The sequence below is a fragment of the Burkholderia sp. MSHR3999 genome (assembly GCF_000833595.1).
GTDB classification, from domain to species: Bacteria; Pseudomonadota; Gammaproteobacteria; order Burkholderiales; family Burkholderiaceae; genus Burkholderia; species Burkholderia ubonensis.
Map to the genome: position 1 here is coordinate 191,139 of NZ_JRFO01000001.1, position 14,011 is coordinate 205,149.

The 14,011-nt window shown below is 67.9% G+C and carries 14 protein-coding genes; 5 read left to right on the forward strand and 9 right to left on the reverse strand.

Annotated features, from left to right (window positions below):
- Nucleotides 1–304: 304 nt before the first annotated feature.
- Nucleotides 305–1,903, forward strand: coding sequence for an APC family permease (locus KY49_RS00930; RefSeq protein ID WP_042583009.1), 1,599 nt, complete (start codon nt 305–307; stop codon nt 1,901–1,903).
- Nucleotides 1,904–2,003: 100 nt separating this feature from the next.
- Here the strand turns inward: KY49_RS00930 and KY49_RS00935 are convergent, their stop codons facing one another.
- The 7 genes from KY49_RS00935 to KY49_RS00965 form a co-directional block, all read right to left on the reverse strand.
- Nucleotides 2,004–2,795, reverse strand: a complete 792-nt coding sequence (locus tag KY49_RS00935) for a DODA-type extradiol aromatic ring-opening family dioxygenase (RefSeq protein ID WP_042583010.1) — start codon at nt 2,793–2,795, stop codon at nt 2,004–2,006.
- A 133-nt stretch (nt 2,796–2,928) separates the two neighbouring features.
- Complete coding sequence (locus KY49_RS00940; RefSeq protein WP_010092834.1) at nt 2,929–3,525, reverse strand: UbiX family flavin prenyltransferase; 597 nt, start codon at nt 3,523–3,525, stop codon at nt 2,929–2,931.
- 13 nt (nt 3,526–3,538) lie between these two features.
- Complete coding sequence (grxD, locus tag KY49_RS00945; protein ID WP_010092833.1) at nt 3,539–3,850, reverse strand: Grx4 family monothiol glutaredoxin; 312 nt, start codon at nt 3,848–3,850, stop codon at nt 3,539–3,541.
- A 77-nt stretch (nt 3,851–3,927) separates the two neighbouring features.
- Nucleotides 3,928–4,770, reverse strand: coding sequence for a peptide chain release factor N(5)-glutamine methyltransferase (prmC, locus tag KY49_RS00950; protein WP_042583011.1), 843 nt, complete (start codon nt 4,768–4,770; stop codon nt 3,928–3,930).
- 10 nt (nt 4,771–4,780) lie between these two features.
- Nucleotides 4,781–5,863, reverse strand: coding sequence for a peptide chain release factor 1 (gene prfA, locus KY49_RS00955; protein ID WP_042583012.1), 1,083 nt, complete (start codon nt 5,861–5,863; stop codon nt 4,781–4,783).
- 81 nt (nt 5,864–5,944) lie between these two features.
- Nucleotides 5,945–7,243 (reverse strand): glutamyl-tRNA reductase, encoded by a 1,299-nt coding sequence (hemA, locus tag KY49_RS00960; protein WP_042583013.1) that lies wholly within the window; start codon nt 7,241–7,243, stop codon nt 5,945–5,947.
- 26 nt (nt 7,244–7,269) lie between these two features.
- Nucleotides 7,270–8,031, reverse strand: a complete 762-nt coding sequence (locus KY49_RS00965) for a response regulator transcription factor (protein WP_042583014.1) — start codon at nt 8,029–8,031, stop codon at nt 7,270–7,272.
- A 176-nt stretch (nt 8,032–8,207) separates the two neighbouring features.
- Between KY49_RS00965 and KY49_RS00970 the strand changes: the two genes are divergently transcribed.
- The 4 genes from KY49_RS00970 to KY49_RS00985 are packed head-to-tail and all read left to right on the forward strand — an operon-like array spanning nt 8,208 to nt 11,519.
- On the forward strand, nt 8,208–8,462 hold the full coding sequence (locus KY49_RS00970) for a hypothetical protein (RefSeq protein WP_042583015.1): 255 nt from the start codon (nt 8,208–8,210) through the stop codon (nt 8,460–8,462).
- An 18-nt stretch (nt 8,463–8,480) separates the two neighbouring features.
- Nucleotides 8,481–10,295, forward strand: a complete 1,815-nt coding sequence (locus KY49_RS00975) for an aminopeptidase P family protein (RefSeq protein WP_042583016.1) — start codon at nt 8,481–8,483, stop codon at nt 10,293–10,295.
- A 52-nt stretch (nt 10,296–10,347) separates the two neighbouring features.
- Nucleotides 10,348–10,899 carry a cysteine hydrolase family protein gene (locus KY49_RS00980; RefSeq protein ID WP_042583017.1) on the forward strand — a complete coding sequence of 184 codons (552 nt, stop codon included), beginning with the start codon at nt 10,348–10,350 and terminating at the stop codon, nt 10,897–10,899.
- Nucleotides 10,896–11,519: an HAD family hydrolase gene (locus KY49_RS00985; protein ID WP_042583018.1), complete on the forward strand. Its 624-nt coding sequence runs from the start codon at nt 10,896–10,898 to the stop codon at nt 11,517–11,519. The genes KY49_RS00980 and KY49_RS00985 overlap by 4 nt, the downstream gene beginning before the upstream one ends.
- A 92-nt stretch (nt 11,520–11,611) precedes the next feature.
- Here the strand turns inward: KY49_RS00985 and ettA are convergent, their stop codons facing one another.
- Both ettA and KY49_RS00995 read right to left on the reverse strand, forming a co-directional pair.
- Complete coding sequence (gene ettA, locus KY49_RS00990) at nt 11,612–13,279, reverse strand: energy-dependent translational throttle protein EttA (protein WP_010092822.1); 1,668 nt, start codon at nt 13,277–13,279, stop codon at nt 11,612–11,614.
- Nucleotides 13,280–13,467: 188 nt separating this feature from the next.
- On the reverse strand, nt 13,468–13,788 hold the full coding sequence (locus KY49_RS00995; protein ID WP_042583019.1) for a DUF3761 domain-containing protein: 321 nt from the start codon (nt 13,786–13,788) through the stop codon (nt 13,468–13,470).
- Nucleotides 13,789–14,011 lie beyond the last annotated feature (223 nt).

A 14,011-nucleotide genomic window follows, 5' to 3' on the forward strand; every position in this document is an offset into this window, starting at 1 on the left:
TCACTCGCCGCTTGAAATCCTGCGTGGGTCTTTATACGGCTAATTCGCGTCGCGGTCAACCGGATTTCCATGTACTCAGGGTTATTACGAATTTAGAGCTTACAAACATTGCAGATTTCACGGATTTTTTGTAGGGGATGATCGATTTTGGCGCAAATGTCCAGGTGCAACCGTTAAACTACGCGCCGCGTGGACGGGGTTGCTCCGATCGAGTGATCCGTCCCCCCAAGAATGCGTGCGCGGTGCAGTTCGAGTCGATCCCGGGCTGCGGGCCGACCATGCTTTTTGAGACATAGGAGAGGATGTGAAGAGTTCTATTCAACGGAACATCGGCCCGTTTGCACTGATGCTGACGGGGCTGGGTTCGATTATCGGCTCGGGCTGGCTGTTCGGCGCCTGGAAAGCCGCGAAGATCGCCGGTCCGGCAGCGATCTGCGCATGGATCATCGGCGCGGTCGTGATTCTCGCGATTGCGCTGACGTACGCCGAACTGGGCGCGATGTTCCCCGAGTCGGGCGGCATGGTGCGCTACGCGCGCTACTCGCACGGGTCGCTGGTGGGCTTCATCAGCGCATGGGCGAACTGGATCGCGATCGTGTCGGTGATTCCGATCGAGGCCGAGGCGTCGATCCAGTACATGAGCACCTGGCCGTACGACTGGGCGCACAGCCTGTTCGTGAACGGCGAGCTGACGACACCGGGCCTGCTGCTGTCGGCCGTGCTCGTCGTCATCTACTTCCTGCTGAACTACTGGGGCGTGAAGGCGTTCGCGCGCGCGAACACGGCGATCACGATCTTCAAGTTCCTGATCCCCGGCCTGACGATCGCCGGCCTGATGCTGTCGAGCTTCCACGCGGACAACCTGGGCACCACGTCGAACGAGGCGTTCGCGCCTTACGGCTGGTCGGCGGTGCTGACCGCGGTCGCGACGAGCGGCATCGTGTTCGCGTTCAACGGCTTCCAGAGCCCGGTGAACCTCGCGGGCGAAGCGCGCAATCCGTCGCGCAGCGTGCCGTTCGCGGTGATCTCGTCGATCCTGATCGCGCTCGTGATCTACGTGCTGCTGCAGGTTGCGTACATCGGCTCGGTGAATCCGGCCGACGTCGCGAAGGGCTGGGCGCACTTCAACTTCTCGTCGCCGTTCGCCGAACTCGCGATCGCGCTGAACCTGAACTGGCTCGCGATTCTGCTGTACGTCGACGCGTTCATCAGCCCGAGCGGCACCGGCACGACCTACATGGCGACCACGACCCGCATGATCTACGCGATGGAGCGCAACAACACGATGCCGAAGATGTTCGGCAACGTGCACCCGCTCTACGGCGTGCCGCGCCAGGCGATGTGGTTCAACCTGCTGGTCTCGTTCATCTTCCTGTTCTTCTTCCGCGGCTGGAGCTCGCTCGCGGCGGTGATCTCGGTCGCGACGGTGATTTCGTACCTGACCGGCCCGATCAGCCTGATGGCGCTGCGCCGCGCGGCGACCGACATCGAGCGTCCGCTGTCGATCCCGCTGATGAAGCTGATCGCGCCGTTCGCGTTCGTCTGCGCGTCGCTGATCCTGTACTGGGCGAAGTGGCCGCTGACCGGCGAAATCATCCTGCTGATGATCGTCGCGCTGCCGGTGTACTTCTACTTCCAGGCCAAGGCGGGCTGGAGCGGCTGGGGCCGCGACCTGAAGGCCGCATGGTGGCTCGTCGCCTACCTGCCGACGATGGCCGTGCTGTCGCTGATCGGCAGCAAGGAGTTCGGCGGTTATGGCCTGCTGCCGTACGGCTGGGACATGATCATCGTCGCGGCGATCTCGCTGGTGTTCTACTTCTGGGGCGTGAACACGGGCTACCGCACCGAGTATCTCGACGAGCGCGAATCGCGCGACGAGATCCTCGAGGGCGTCGGCGCCTGACGGATCCGGACCTGCCGCCGGAATCGGCGGCGGCAGGGCACGGAAAAAAGCCCGTTCGAGCCACAGGCTCGAACGGGCTTTTTGTTTGGGCGGGCGCCGGTCAGTCGTTCGCGCCGGCGAACACGTAGTTCGTCATCGCCAGCACGCGCTGGTAGGTGCCGAGCGACTGGATGCCGAGCCGGTAATCGTCGTCCGCGGCGCCGAGCGCCGCGAACACCGGCAGCAGGTGCTCGTCGGTCGGATGCATCAGCGCCGCGTGCGGCGCCTGGCGGCGATAGTCGAGCAGCGCGTCGAGGTCGCGCGCGGCCAGCCTCGCCTCGAACCAGTCGGTGAACTCGGCGACGCGCGGGTCGGCATCCTCGGGCGCCGCGCCGAAATCCGCCGCGCGCAGGTTGTGCGTGATCTGCCCGGAGCCGATCACCATCACGCCTTCGTCGCGCAGCGGCCGCAACGCGCGGCCGAGCGCGAAGTGATGCGCGGCATCCGCGCGCGGCTGGATCGACAACTGCGCGACCGGCACGTCGGCGTTCGGGAACATCAGCAGCATCGGCACCCACGCGCCGTGATCGAGCCCGTGCTCGACCGTTTGGGTCGCGATGCCGGCCGCGTTCAGCAGGCCGGCCGCGCGCTCTGCGACGTCCGGCGCACCCGGCGCCGGATACTGGATCTCGTACAGCGCGCGCGGGAAGCCGTAGAAGTCGTGGATCGTTTCCGGCTGCCGCGCGGTGCTCGCGACCGGCTGCTGCGTGCCCCAGTGCGCGGACAGCATCAGCACCGCGCGCGGGCGCGGCAACTCGGCGCCGAGGCGCGTGAACGCGCCGGACGGCAACGTCGGATCGATCGGCAGCGTCGGCGCGCCGTGGGACAGGTAGAGCGAAGGCAAGCGGTTCATGGTGGTGGCCCTGCGATGAGGTTGCCTGTCACTATAGGCTCACACCAATCGTTGATAAATCCGCATCTGCGAATTTGATTCGATCTCAGTTGTTGATAATCGGCGAGCCTTGCGGGCCGTGAAACGCGCGCCGTTACTGCGCGTGCCGGATGCCTTCCCAGGGCGTCGTCAGCGGCGCGCTGAGCGCGAACAGGTCGAGCACGCGCGCGACCGTCTGGTCGACGAGTTCCTCGATCGTGTTCGGCATCGCGTAGAAGGCCGGCAGCGGCGGGAAGACGATGCCGCCCATCTCGGTGACGGCGGTCATGTTGCGCAGATGCGCGAGGTTGAACGGCGTCTCGCGCACCATCAGCACGAGGCGGCGGCGTTCTTTCAGCGTGACGTCGGCGGCGCGGGTGATCAGGTTGTCCGACAGCCCGTGCGCGACGCTCGCGAGCGTCTTCATCGAGCACGGCGCGATCACCATGCCGTCGGTCGCGAACGAGCCGGACGCGATCGTCGCGCCGACGTCGCGCACCGCATGCACGACGTCCGCGCGGCGCTCGACGTCGGCCTTCGACAGCTTCAGTTCGTGCTGGATGTTCAGCCAGCCGGCGCTCGAAATCAGCAGATGCGTTTCGACGCCGCCGGCGGCGCGCAGCATGTCGAGCAGCCGCACGCCGTAGATCGCGCCGGTGGCGCCGGTGATCGCGACGATCAGGCGGCGCGGCGGCGCGCTGCGGGGTTCCATCGGGGGACGGGTATTACGCGGCGGCGAACAGCTGCTGCAGCTCGCCCGACTGGTACATCTCCATCATGATGTCCGAGCCGCCGACGAACTCGCCCTTCACGTACAGCTGCGGGATGGTTGGCCAGTTCGAGAATTCCTTGATGCCCTGGCGGATTTCTTCATCTTCGAGGACGTTGACCGTTTTGAACTGGTCGACGCCGCAGGCCTTCAGCACCTGGACTGCGCGGCCCGAGAAGCCGCACATCGGGAATTGCGCGGTGCCCTTCATGAAGAGCACGACCTGGTTTTCGTCGACGATTTGCTTGATACGTTGTTGGGTGTCCATGACTGACCTTGCGTTAGCGGGGCGTTAGAAGGAAATGATAGCGGATTTCAACCGGGCGGGCCGGGCCTGGGCACGCATCAGCCGGGCCGCCGGCCGCCTGTCGTGCGCTCGATCGCGGCGAGATCGGCGAGCGATTCGACCGCGACGAAGCCATGCGCGGCAAGCAGCGCGCGCACCGCTTCGGCCTGGTCGTAGCCGTGCTCGATCCACAGCGTGCCGCCCGGCTTCAGGCGCGCGCCGGCGCCGGCGACGATCGCGCGGATCGCGGTGAGGCCGTCCGCGTCGTCGGTGAGCGCGCCGCGCGGCTCGAAGCGCAGGTCGCCCTGCGACAGGTGCGGGTCGTGCTGCGCGATGTACGGCGGGTTGCTGACGATCGCGTCGAACGCGAGCGCCGGATCGAGCGCCGCGTACCAGTCGCTTTGCAGCCAATGCAGCGGCCCGCCGGGGCGGTGCGCGTCGAGCAGCTTGTCCGCGTTGCGCCGCGCGACGGCGAGCGCTTCGCCCGAGCGGTCGAGCGCCCACACGCGCGCATCGGGCCGCTCGGCCGCGATCGACACCGCGATCGCGCCGCTGCCGGTGCCGAGATCGAGCACGGCCGGATGCGGGATCCCGTCGATCGCATCGAGCGCCGCTTCGACGAGCAATTCGGTTTCCGGGCGCGGAATCAGCACGTCGGGCGTGACGTCGAACGGCCGCCCGAAGAATTCGCGCGTGCCGACCAGCTGCGCGACCGGCTCGCCGGCGGCGCGGCGCGCCTCGAGCGCGAGATAGCGTTCGACGGCGGCCGCGTCGAGCGGCTCGTCGCCGCGCGTGATCAGCTGCGTGCGCGTCCAGCCGAGCGCGTAGGCGAGCAGCACGCGCGCGTCGACCGGGTCGAGCGGCGACGCGCGCAGCAGGTCGAGGGCGGTCGTGGCGCTCATCTCGCGGGCCTCAGTCGGCGTCGCCGAGCGACGCGAGCTGCTCGGCCTGGTGCTCGCTGACGAGCGCGGCGATCAGTTCGTCGAGGTCGCCGTCCATGATCGTTTCGAGCCTGTAGAGCGTCAGGTTGATCCGGTGATCGGTCATCCGGCCCTGCGGGAAGTTGTACGTGCGGATCCGTTCGGAGCGGTCGCCCGAGCCGATCAGGCTCTTGCGCGTCGCGGCTTCCTTCGCGTGCTGCTCGTGATACTGCTTGTCCTTGATCCGCGCGGCGAGCACCTTCAGCGCGCGATCCTTGTTCTTGTGCTGCGAACGGTCGTCCTGGCACTCGACGACGATGCCGGTCGGCAGGTGCGTGACGCGCACCGCCGAGTCGGTCTTGTTGATGTGCTGGCCGCCCGCGCCGGACGCGCGGAACGTGTCGATCCGCAGGTCGGCCGGATTGATCTCGACCTCGCCGATCTCGTCGGCTTCCGGCATCACCGCGACCGTGCACGCGGACGTGTGGATGCGCCCCTGCGTCTCGGTTGCCGGCACGCGCTGCACGCGATGGCCGCCCGATTCGAACTTCAGGCGCGAGTACGCGCCCTGGCCCGCGATTCGCACGATCACTTCCTTGTAGCCGCCGAGATCCGACGCGCTCTCCGACATCATCTCGACCTGCCAGCGCTGGCGCTCCGCGAAGCGCAGGTACATGCGCAGCAGGTCGCCCGCGAACAGCGCCGACTCGTCGCCGCCGGTGCCCGCGCGGATTTCGAGGAAGATGTTGCGGTCGTCGTTCGGGTCTTTCGGCAGCAGCATCTTCTGCAGCTCGACTTCGAGCTGGACCATCCGGTCGCGTGCGCTGCGGATCTCGTCCTCGGCGAAGTCGCGCATCGACGCATCGGCGAGCAGCTCCTGCGCCGCCGCTTCGTCGCTGAGCGACTGGCGCCACAGCGCGTATTGCCCGACGACCGGGTCGAGCTCCGCGTGCTCGCGGGTCAGCTTGCGGTACTGGTCGAGATCGGCCGTGACGTTCTCGCGGCTCAGCAGGTCGTTCAGTTCGGCCAGCCGTGTGGAAAGCTGGTCGAGCTTGCGTTGCATGCTCGTCTTCATGATGTGGAGCGGCGCTCCCGGGCAAGGTATTCGGAAAGGATAGGCCGGCTGGCGAGCCGGCGGCGCGGCGATCGGTCGGCGCTAGTGGCCTGACTGGTCGTTCGAGCGCGGCGCGTGCTGGTAGAAGCCGCGCATCAGGTCGATCAGCGAATCGCGGTCGGCGCCGTTCACGCGGTTCAGCGCGCTCGTCGGGCCGTGGATCAGCTTGTTGGTCAGCGCCTGCGACAGCGCTTCGAGCACCGCGGCCGGATCGTCGCCGCGCGTGAGCATCTTCTGGGCCTTCTCGACTTCGACGCGGCGCAGCGCGTCGGCCTGCGTATGCATGTGGCGGATCACCGGCACGACGCTGCGCGTGTCGAGCCACTGCATGAAATTCTGCACGCGCGTCTCGATGATCGCCTCGGCCTGCGCGACCGCGGCCTGGCGCGACGCGTTGCCTTCGCGCACGATCGCGCCGAGATCGTCGACCGTGTAGAGGAACACGTCCTTCAGCTTGCCGACTTCGGGCTCGATGTCGCGCGGCACGGCCAGGTCGACCATGAAGATCGGCCGGTGGCGGCGCGCCTTGACCGCGCGCTCGACCGCGCCGAGGCCGATGATCGGCAGCGTCGACGCGGTGCACGACACGATGATGTCGAATTCGTGCATCCGCGCCGGCAGGTCCGACAGCGGCATCGCGCGGCCGTTGAAGCGTTCGGCGAGCTTCTGGCCACGCTCGGCGGTGCGGTTCGCGACCACCAGTTCGCGCGGGCCTTGCGCGGCGAAGTGCGTCGCGCACAGCTCGATCATTTCGCCGGCGCCGATGAACAGCACGCGCTGGTCGGCCACGTTTTCGAAGATGCGCTGCGCGAGGCGCACCGCGGCGGCGGCCATCGACACCGACTGCGCGCCGATCTCGGTCGTGCCGCGCACTTCCTTCGCGACCGCGAAGGTGCGCTGGAACAGCTGGTTCAGGTAGGTGCCGAGCGCGCCGGCTTCCGACGCGGTGCGCACCGCGTCCTTCAGCTGGCCGAGGATCTGGGTTTCGCCGAGCACCATCGAGTCGAGGCCCGACGCGACGCGGAATGCGTGCCGGACCGCTTCCGACTGCGGCAGCGCGTACAGGTGCGGCGCGAGTTCGTCGACCGGGATCCGGTGATACTCCGACAGCCAGCGCACCGCGCCCTCGCGCGCCGCACGGTCGTCGGTCGCGCAGTAGAGCTCGGTGCGGTTGCAGGTGGAGAGGATCGCCGCTTCGGGCGCGTTGGGCGCCTGGGGGCCGAGGAACACGCTCTTGAACGTCGCGAGAGCCGGCTTGATCTGCTCGAGCGGAAACGCCACGCGTTCGCGCAGGGCGACAGGCGCAGTGTGGTGATTGATTCCGATCGTGAGGAGTTGCATATCAAGGGCTATCGTTTAGCCCCATATTATAGCGTTTCAGCGATTTCCTCACTCGATGCGTACCGGGCGTCCGCGAGACTGGGGCGGAGATTCGGGGGTTCGATCGGCACCCGGTCGAGCTGATAGCCGTAGCCGTAGAGCGGCAGCAGCCGGTAGCCGTGCTCCGGAAGCAGCCGCAGCTTGCTGCGCAGCCGGGACGCGTGGGTGTCGAGGGTGCGCGACCTCGTGTCGCGCCGGCGTGCCCAGACCGTTTCGAGGATATGGGCCCGCGACACCGGGCGGGACAGGTTCGCGAACAGCAGCAGCGCGAAGCGGAATTCCTTCGGCGTGAGCGACACGATCTCGTCGCCGAAGCGCACGAGGCAGTGCGTGGCGTCGAATGCGTATTCTCCATACGTATCGCGCGAGCGGTTCGGCGGGCGCCGGACGCCCGCGCGCCGCATCAGCGCGTTGACGCGCGCGAGGAGTTCGGGGCCGCTCACCGGCCTGGCGATGCAGTCGTCGGCGCCCGCGTGCAGGCACGACACGATCTCGCTTTCGCGCGGCATGCGCATCACGGCGATCGCGGGCAGGCCGGGCAGGAGCGCGCGGGCGAGGGGGATGACTTCCTCGGCGGGCTGGTCGCCGGCCCAGTCGCCGGTGATCAGCAGGTCGCAGGTTTCGGTGGCGAGCCACTCGAGGCACCGCGCGCTGGAAGGGAACGGGTGGCAGAGGTGTCCGCCCGCGAAGAGGAGGCGATTCATCAGCGCGGCATGACGCGCATCCGGATCGATCAGAGCGATTCGCATGGGAATTTCTTCATTACGACAGCCGGTGAGCGCTTGCCATGGCGTCGGGTCGGCCCCTAAACTCGAATGTTGCGCGGCAAGTACCCTGCTGATCTCGGGTTCGATGGATGGGTCGATGCTAGCCGCAGGAATCGTTCACGCCTATGGGACGAATCTGAAATTGTTAGGGGCGTTGAATGAACTGGTTTGGAATCATCGTTCTGGGAACGGCCGTCGGGTTGTTCGGCCGGGGGCTGCACCCGCTGCGGCGCACCGGCCGGCCGGCGTGGTGGGTCGTGGCGCTCGTCGGCATCGCCGGCGCGGCCGCCGCCAAGATGGCCGGCAATCTCTCGGGACTCTTTTACGACGGCGAGACGCTCGAATGGCCGGTCTGTACCGGCGTTGCGTTCGTCGCCGTGGCCTTGACGGTCGCGCTGGCGGCTCGTCGCTGATTGCCCGCAGGTGAAATCATGAATGCCCGTTTTCCCGAAGACTCGTCGACGCCGGCGCGTCTCGCACTGTTGCGCGGCGCGATGGCCCGCGAGAACATGGCCGCGTATCTCGTGCCGTCCGCCGATCCTCACCTGTCCGAATACCTGCCCGAGCGCTGGCAGGCGCGCCGCTGGCTGTCGGGCTTCACGGGCTCGGTCGGCACGCTCGTCGTCACCGCCGATTTCGCGGGGCTGTGGGTCGACAGCCGCTATTGGGTGCAGGCCGACGCGGAGCTGGCCGGCAGCGGCGTGCAGCTGATGAAGATGACGGGCGGCCAGCAGAGCGCGCCGCACGTCGACTGGCTCGCGCAGAACGTGCCGTCCGGCGCGACCGTCGGCGTCGACGGCGCGGTGCTCGGCATGGCGGCGGCGCGCGCGCTGTCCGCCGCGCTGAGCGCGCGCGGCATCGCGCTGCGCACCGATCTCGACCTGCTCGACGCGATCTGGCCCGAGCGGCCGGGGTTGCCCGACGACGCGGTGTTCGAGCACGCCGCGCCGCAGGCCGACACGACGCGCGCGAGCAAGCTCGCCGACGTGCGCCGCGCGATGCGCGCGCAGGGCGCGCAGTGGCATTTCGTGTCGACCCTCGACGATCTCGCATGGCTCTTCAACCTGCGTGGCGCGGACGTCAGCTTCAATCCGGTATTCGTTGCGCACGCACTGATCGGCGCCGAGCGCGCGACGCTGTTCGTCGCCGGCGGCAAGGTGTCGCCGGCGCTTGCGGCATCGCTCGCGCAGGACGGCGTCGACGTGCGGGCGTACGACGCCGCGCGCGCGGCGCTCGCGGCGCTGCCCGACGGCGCGACGCTGCTGATCGACCCGCGCCGCGTGACCTACGGCACCCTCGAGGCGGTGCCGGCCGGCGTGAAGCTCATCGAGGCGGTGAATCCGTCGACGTTCGCGAAATCGCGCAAGACGTCCGCCGAAATCGAGCACGTGCGCGTGACGATGGAGCACGACGGCGCGGCGCTCGCCGAATTCTTCGCATGGTTCGAGCAGGCGGTGAACCGCGACACGATCACCGAGCTGACGATCGACGAGCGGCTCACGGCGGCGCGCGCGCGCCGTCCGGGCTACGTGTCGCGGAGCTTCGCGACGATCGCCGGCTTCAACGCGAACGGCGCGATGCCGCATTACCGCGCGACGCCGGAATCGCACGCGACGATCGCCGGCGACGGCCTGCTGCTGATCGATTCGGGCGGCCAGTACGTGAGCGGCACGACCGACATCACGCGCGTCGTGCCGGTCGGCATGGTAGGCGACCTGCAGCGGCGCGACTTCACGATCGTGCTGAAGTCGATGATGGCGCTGTCGCGCGCGCGTTTCCCGCGCGGCATCCGCTCGCCGATGCTCGACGCGATCGCGCGCGCGCCGATGTGGGCGGCCGGGCTCGACTACGGCCACGGCACCGGTCACGGCGTCGGCTATTTCCTGAACGTGCACGAGGGCCCGCAGGTGATCTCGCATTACGCGCCGGCCGAGCCGTACACCGCGATGGAAGAGGGGATGATCACGTCGATCGAGCCGGGCCTGTACCGGCCCGGCAAGTGGGGCGTCCGGATCGAGAACCTGGTCGTCAACCGCGCGGCGGGGCAGACCGAGTTCGGCGATTTCCTCGCGTTCGAGACGCTGACGCTGTGTCCGATCGACACGCGTTGCGTGCTCGTCGAAATGCTGCACGAGGAGGAGCGCGCGTGGCTCAACGCGTACCATGCGACGGTGCGCGAGCGCGTCGGCCGGCACGTGAGCGGCGACGCGAAGGCATGGCTCGAGGCGCGCACGCAGCCGATCTGATGCGGGGCGTGCGCGGTTTCGGTTCCAACGACAATCACATCGAGGGCGAAAGATGGCGGACACGGCAGTCCTGGTGATCGACATGCAGCGCGGGCTGGTGCAGCGGGCGAGGCCCGCCTACCGGCTCGACGACGTGGTGGCAGGCATCAACCGGCTGACGGCGGCGGCGCGGGCCGCGGGCGCGCCCGTCTGCTTCGTGCAGCACGACGGCGACGCGGACGACGACATCGTGCCCGGCACGCCCGGCTGGGAACTGCATGCGGATCTCGCGACCGCGGACGGCGACTGGCGCATTCGCAAGTGTGTCGGCGATTCGTTTCATGAGACGCCGCTCGCGGCGCAGCTCGACCGTCACGGCATCCGTTCGGTGCTGATCTGCGGCTACGCGACCGAGTTCTGCGTCGATTCGGCGGCCCGCCGCGCGGCGCTGCTCGGCTACCGGACGACGGTCGTGTCCGACCTGCATACGACGAACGAGCGCGCGCACCTGACGGCCGCGCAGATCGTCGCGCACCATCACTTCATCTGGAAAAACAACTCGTTGTCGGGCAACGCGGTGACGCCGCGCACGCTTGCCGACGTGCTCGCCACGGAGTTCGCATGACGATCAAGGCAGTCGTGTTCGATTTCGGCGGGGTGCTGATCGACTGGAGCCCGGAGTATCTGTACAAGCAGTTGATCCCGGACGACGCCGAGCGCCGCCGGTTCCTCACGCACGTGTGCGGGATGGACTGGGTGATCAGGCAGGACGGCGGGCAGACGATCGAGGAAGGCACGGCGGAACGCGTCGCGAAGTTTCCGGAGCACGAGGCGCTGATCCGCGCGTTCTATGCGCGCTGGCACGAGATGATCGGCGGCGTGCTCGCGGAGGGCGTTGCGCTCGTCGACCGGCTCGACGCGCAGGGGATGCCGATCTTCGGGCTCACGAACTGGTCGGCGCAGACGTTTCCGTATGCTTGGGAGCACTTCCCGGTATTGCGGCGCTTCAAGGACATCGTCGTGTCGGGCCGCGTGAAGCTCGTGAAGCCCGATCCGGCGATCTACCGCGAGATGCACGCGCGGATCGACCCGCATCTGCCGGGCATTGCGCCGCACGAGCTGGCGTTCATCGACGACAACGCGAACAACGCCGCCGCCGCGACGGCGCTCGGCTGGCACGGCATTCACCACACGAGCGGCGCGGCCACCGAGGCGCGGCTGCGCGAACTGGGCGCGCTCGCGTAGGCGGCGGGCGCGCGGCCGTCGGAAAAAAAAGCGGGCGCATGGCCCGCTTTGTCGTTTTGCCGATCCGGGAGCCGTAACCCCCGGCCGCCCGGTCAGCGGCTGATCGGCTTGTAGCGCAGGCGGTGCGGCTTCGCGGCTTCCTCGCCGAGGCGCGCGCGCTTGTCGGCTTCGTACTCCTGGTAGTTGCCGTCGAAGAACGTCACCTGCGAATCGCCTTCGAACGACAGGATGTGCGTCGCGATCCGGTCGAGGAACCAGCGGTCGTGCGAGATCACCATCACCGAGCCCGCGAATTCGAGCAGCGCATCTTCCAGCGCGCGCAGCGTTTCGACGTCGAGGTCGTTCGACGGTTCGTCGAGCAGCAGCACGTTGCCGCCGGCGATCAGCGTCTTCGCGAGGTGCAGGCGGCCGCGTTCGCCGCCGGACAGGTTGCCGACGATCTTCTGCTGGTCGCCGCCCTTGAAGTTGAAGCGGCCGATGTACGCGCGCGACGGCGTTTCATACTTGCCGACCGTCAGGATGTCGGCGCCGCCCGAGATTTCCTCGAACACCGTCTTCGAGCCGTCGAGCGCGTCGCGGCTCTGGTCGACATAGGCGAGCTTCACCGTCGGGCCCATCACGATCTCGCCCGAATCCGGCTGCTCCTTGCCCGTCAGCATCCGGAACAGCGTCGACTTGCCGGCGCCGTTCGGGCCGATGATGCCGACGATCGCGCCGGCCGGGATCTTGAAGTTCAGGTTGTCGATCAGCAGGCGGTCGCCGTACGCCTTGCTGACGTTCTTGAACTCGATCACTTCATTGCCGAGGCGGTCGCCGACCGGAATGAAGATTTCCTGCGTCTCGTTGCGCTTCTGGTATTCCTGGCTGTTCAGCTCCTCGAAGCGCGCGATACGCGCCTTCGACTTCGCCTGGCGGCCCTTCGGGTTCTGGCGCACCCATTCCAGTTCCTTCTTGATCGCCTTCTGGCGCGCCGATTCCGATGCTTCTTCCTGCTTCAGGCGCTCTTCCTTCTGGTCGAGCCAGCTGCTGTAGTTGCCCTTCCACGGAATGCCGTGGCCGCGGTCGAGCTCGAGAATCCACTCGGCCGCGTTGTCGAGGAAGTAGCGATCGTGCGTGACCGCGACGACGGTGCCCGGGAAGCGCACCAGGAACTGCTCGAGCCAGTCGACCGATTCGGCGTCGAGGTGGTTGGTCGGTTCGTCGAGCAGCAGCATGTCGGGCTTCTCGAGCAGCAGCTTGCACAGCGCGACGCGGCGCTTCTCGCCGCCCGACAGGTGCTCGATCTTCGCGTCCCACGGCGGCAGGCGCAGCGCGTCGGCGGCCACTTCGAGCTGCTGCTCGGGGCTGCCGCCGTCGCTCGACGCGAGGATCGCCTCGTACTTCGCCTGCTCGGCCGCGAGCGCGTCGAAATCGGCGTCCGGCTCGGCATACGCCGCGTAGATCTCCTCGAGCTTCTTGTTCGCCTGGAACAGGTCGCCGAGGCCTTCCTCGACGGCTTCGCGCACCGTCTTCGTCGGGTCGAGCTGCGGTTCCTGCGGCAGGTAGCCGATGTTCAGGTTCGGCATCGGCGTCGCTTCGCCTTCGATGTCCTTGTCGACGCCCGCCATGATGCGGATCAGCGTCGACTTGCCCGAGCCGTTCAGGCCGAGCACGCCGATCTTCGCGCCGGGAAAGAACGACAGCGAGATGTCCTTCAGGATCTGGCGCTTGGGCGGCACGATCTTGCCGACCCGGTTCATCGTGAAAACGTATTGGGCCATGTGGATGTGAGAGTCAGAAGTTGGGACCGCCGCTCGGCGAACTCGCGTGGCGGCGTCGGGTGATTCGGTACGGAGCGTGCCGCGTGAGGTGCGGCGGTGTCGCCCGGTGTCGCCGCATGTCGGCGGCGAGAGCGGCTATTGTACTTCGCCGCCGGCCGGCGCTGGCGCGGCGCGGCCGTTTCGCGCGGTCAGAGCCAGGCGGCGACGCCGCCGTGCCCCGAGCACGTGCCGCGCCGATGGCGGCTGAAACTGTACGTGCCGTCGCGGCAGCGCGCGCTCGCGCCTTCGGGCGCGCGGCCCGATTTCGAGCGCGCCGGCGCATGCACGGTTTCGCCGTCGCGATTCCGGTACGTGTCGTGGCGGTCGAGGTCGGCTTCGTTGCCGTAGGTCTGCGGCGCGCGATAGGCGAGCGCGTGGTGCGGGGCGACGGCGGCGCACGCGATCAGCAGCGCGACCGACAGTCGCGCGAGCCGCGTGGCGTGCGGGGTGTGCAAGGCGGGCAAGGGCATGGTCTCTCTCGGTTCTTGGTATCGGGCGTGCGACGGCGGCCCGCGCGCGCCAGCATGGTAGCCGAGGCGGCGCGTTTGTTGCATCGGTTCCCGTCGATGCAACGAGTGGTTCCATCGAAATTCGTCAATTGGTTCTTAGTCGCGAACCGTTTGATGCTTACACTCCATCGCTTCGAAGGCGGCTGAACACGATGCCGACGGAAGGGCGCCGCGATGCGTCGAT

Coding starts and splice junctions, on each gene's coding strand:
- prmC (WP_042583011.1), bottom strand. CDS start 4,770: ATGAGCGCCACGACCGCCCTCGACCTGCTGCGCGCGTCGCCGCTCGAC.
- KY49_RS00980 (WP_042583017.1), top strand. CDS start 10,348: ATGGCGGACACGGCAGTCCTGGTGATCGACATGCAGCGCGGGCTGGTG.
- prfA (WP_042583012.1), bottom strand. CDS start 5,863: ATGAAGACGAGCATGCAACGCAAGCTCGACCAGCTTTCCACACGGCTG.
- KY49_RS00935 (WP_042583010.1), bottom strand. CDS start 2,795: ATGAACCGCTTGCCTTCGCTCTACCTGTCCCACGGCGCGCCGACGCTG.
- KY49_RS00940 (WP_010092834.1), bottom strand. CDS start 3,525: ATGGAACCCCGCAGCGCGCCGCCGCGCCGCCTGATCGTCGCGATCACC.
- ettA (WP_010092822.1), bottom strand. CDS start 13,279: ATGGCCCAATACGTTTTCACGATGAACCGGGTCGGCAAGATCGTGCCG.
- hemA (WP_042583013.1), bottom strand. CDS start 7,243: ATGCAACTCCTCACGATCGGAATCAATCACCACACTGCGCCTGTCGCC.
- KY49_RS00985 (WP_042583018.1), top strand. CDS start 10,896: ATGACGATCAAGGCAGTCGTGTTCGATTTCGGCGGGGTGCTGATCGAC.
- grxD (WP_010092833.1), bottom strand. CDS start 3,850: ATGGACACCCAACAACGTATCAAGCAAATCGTCGACGAAAACCAGGTC.
- KY49_RS00965 (WP_042583014.1), bottom strand. CDS start 8,031: ATGCGAATCGCTCTGATCGATCCGGATGCGCGTCATGCCGCGCTGATG.
- KY49_RS00970 (WP_042583015.1), top strand. CDS start 8,208: ATGAACTGGTTTGGAATCATCGTTCTGGGAACGGCCGTCGGGTTGTTC.
- KY49_RS00975 (WP_042583016.1), top strand. CDS start 8,481: ATGAATGCCCGTTTTCCCGAAGACTCGTCGACGCCGGCGCGTCTCGCA.
- KY49_RS00995 (WP_042583019.1), bottom strand. CDS start 13,788: ATGCCCTTGCCCGCCTTGCACACCCCGCACGCCACGCGGCTCGCGCGA.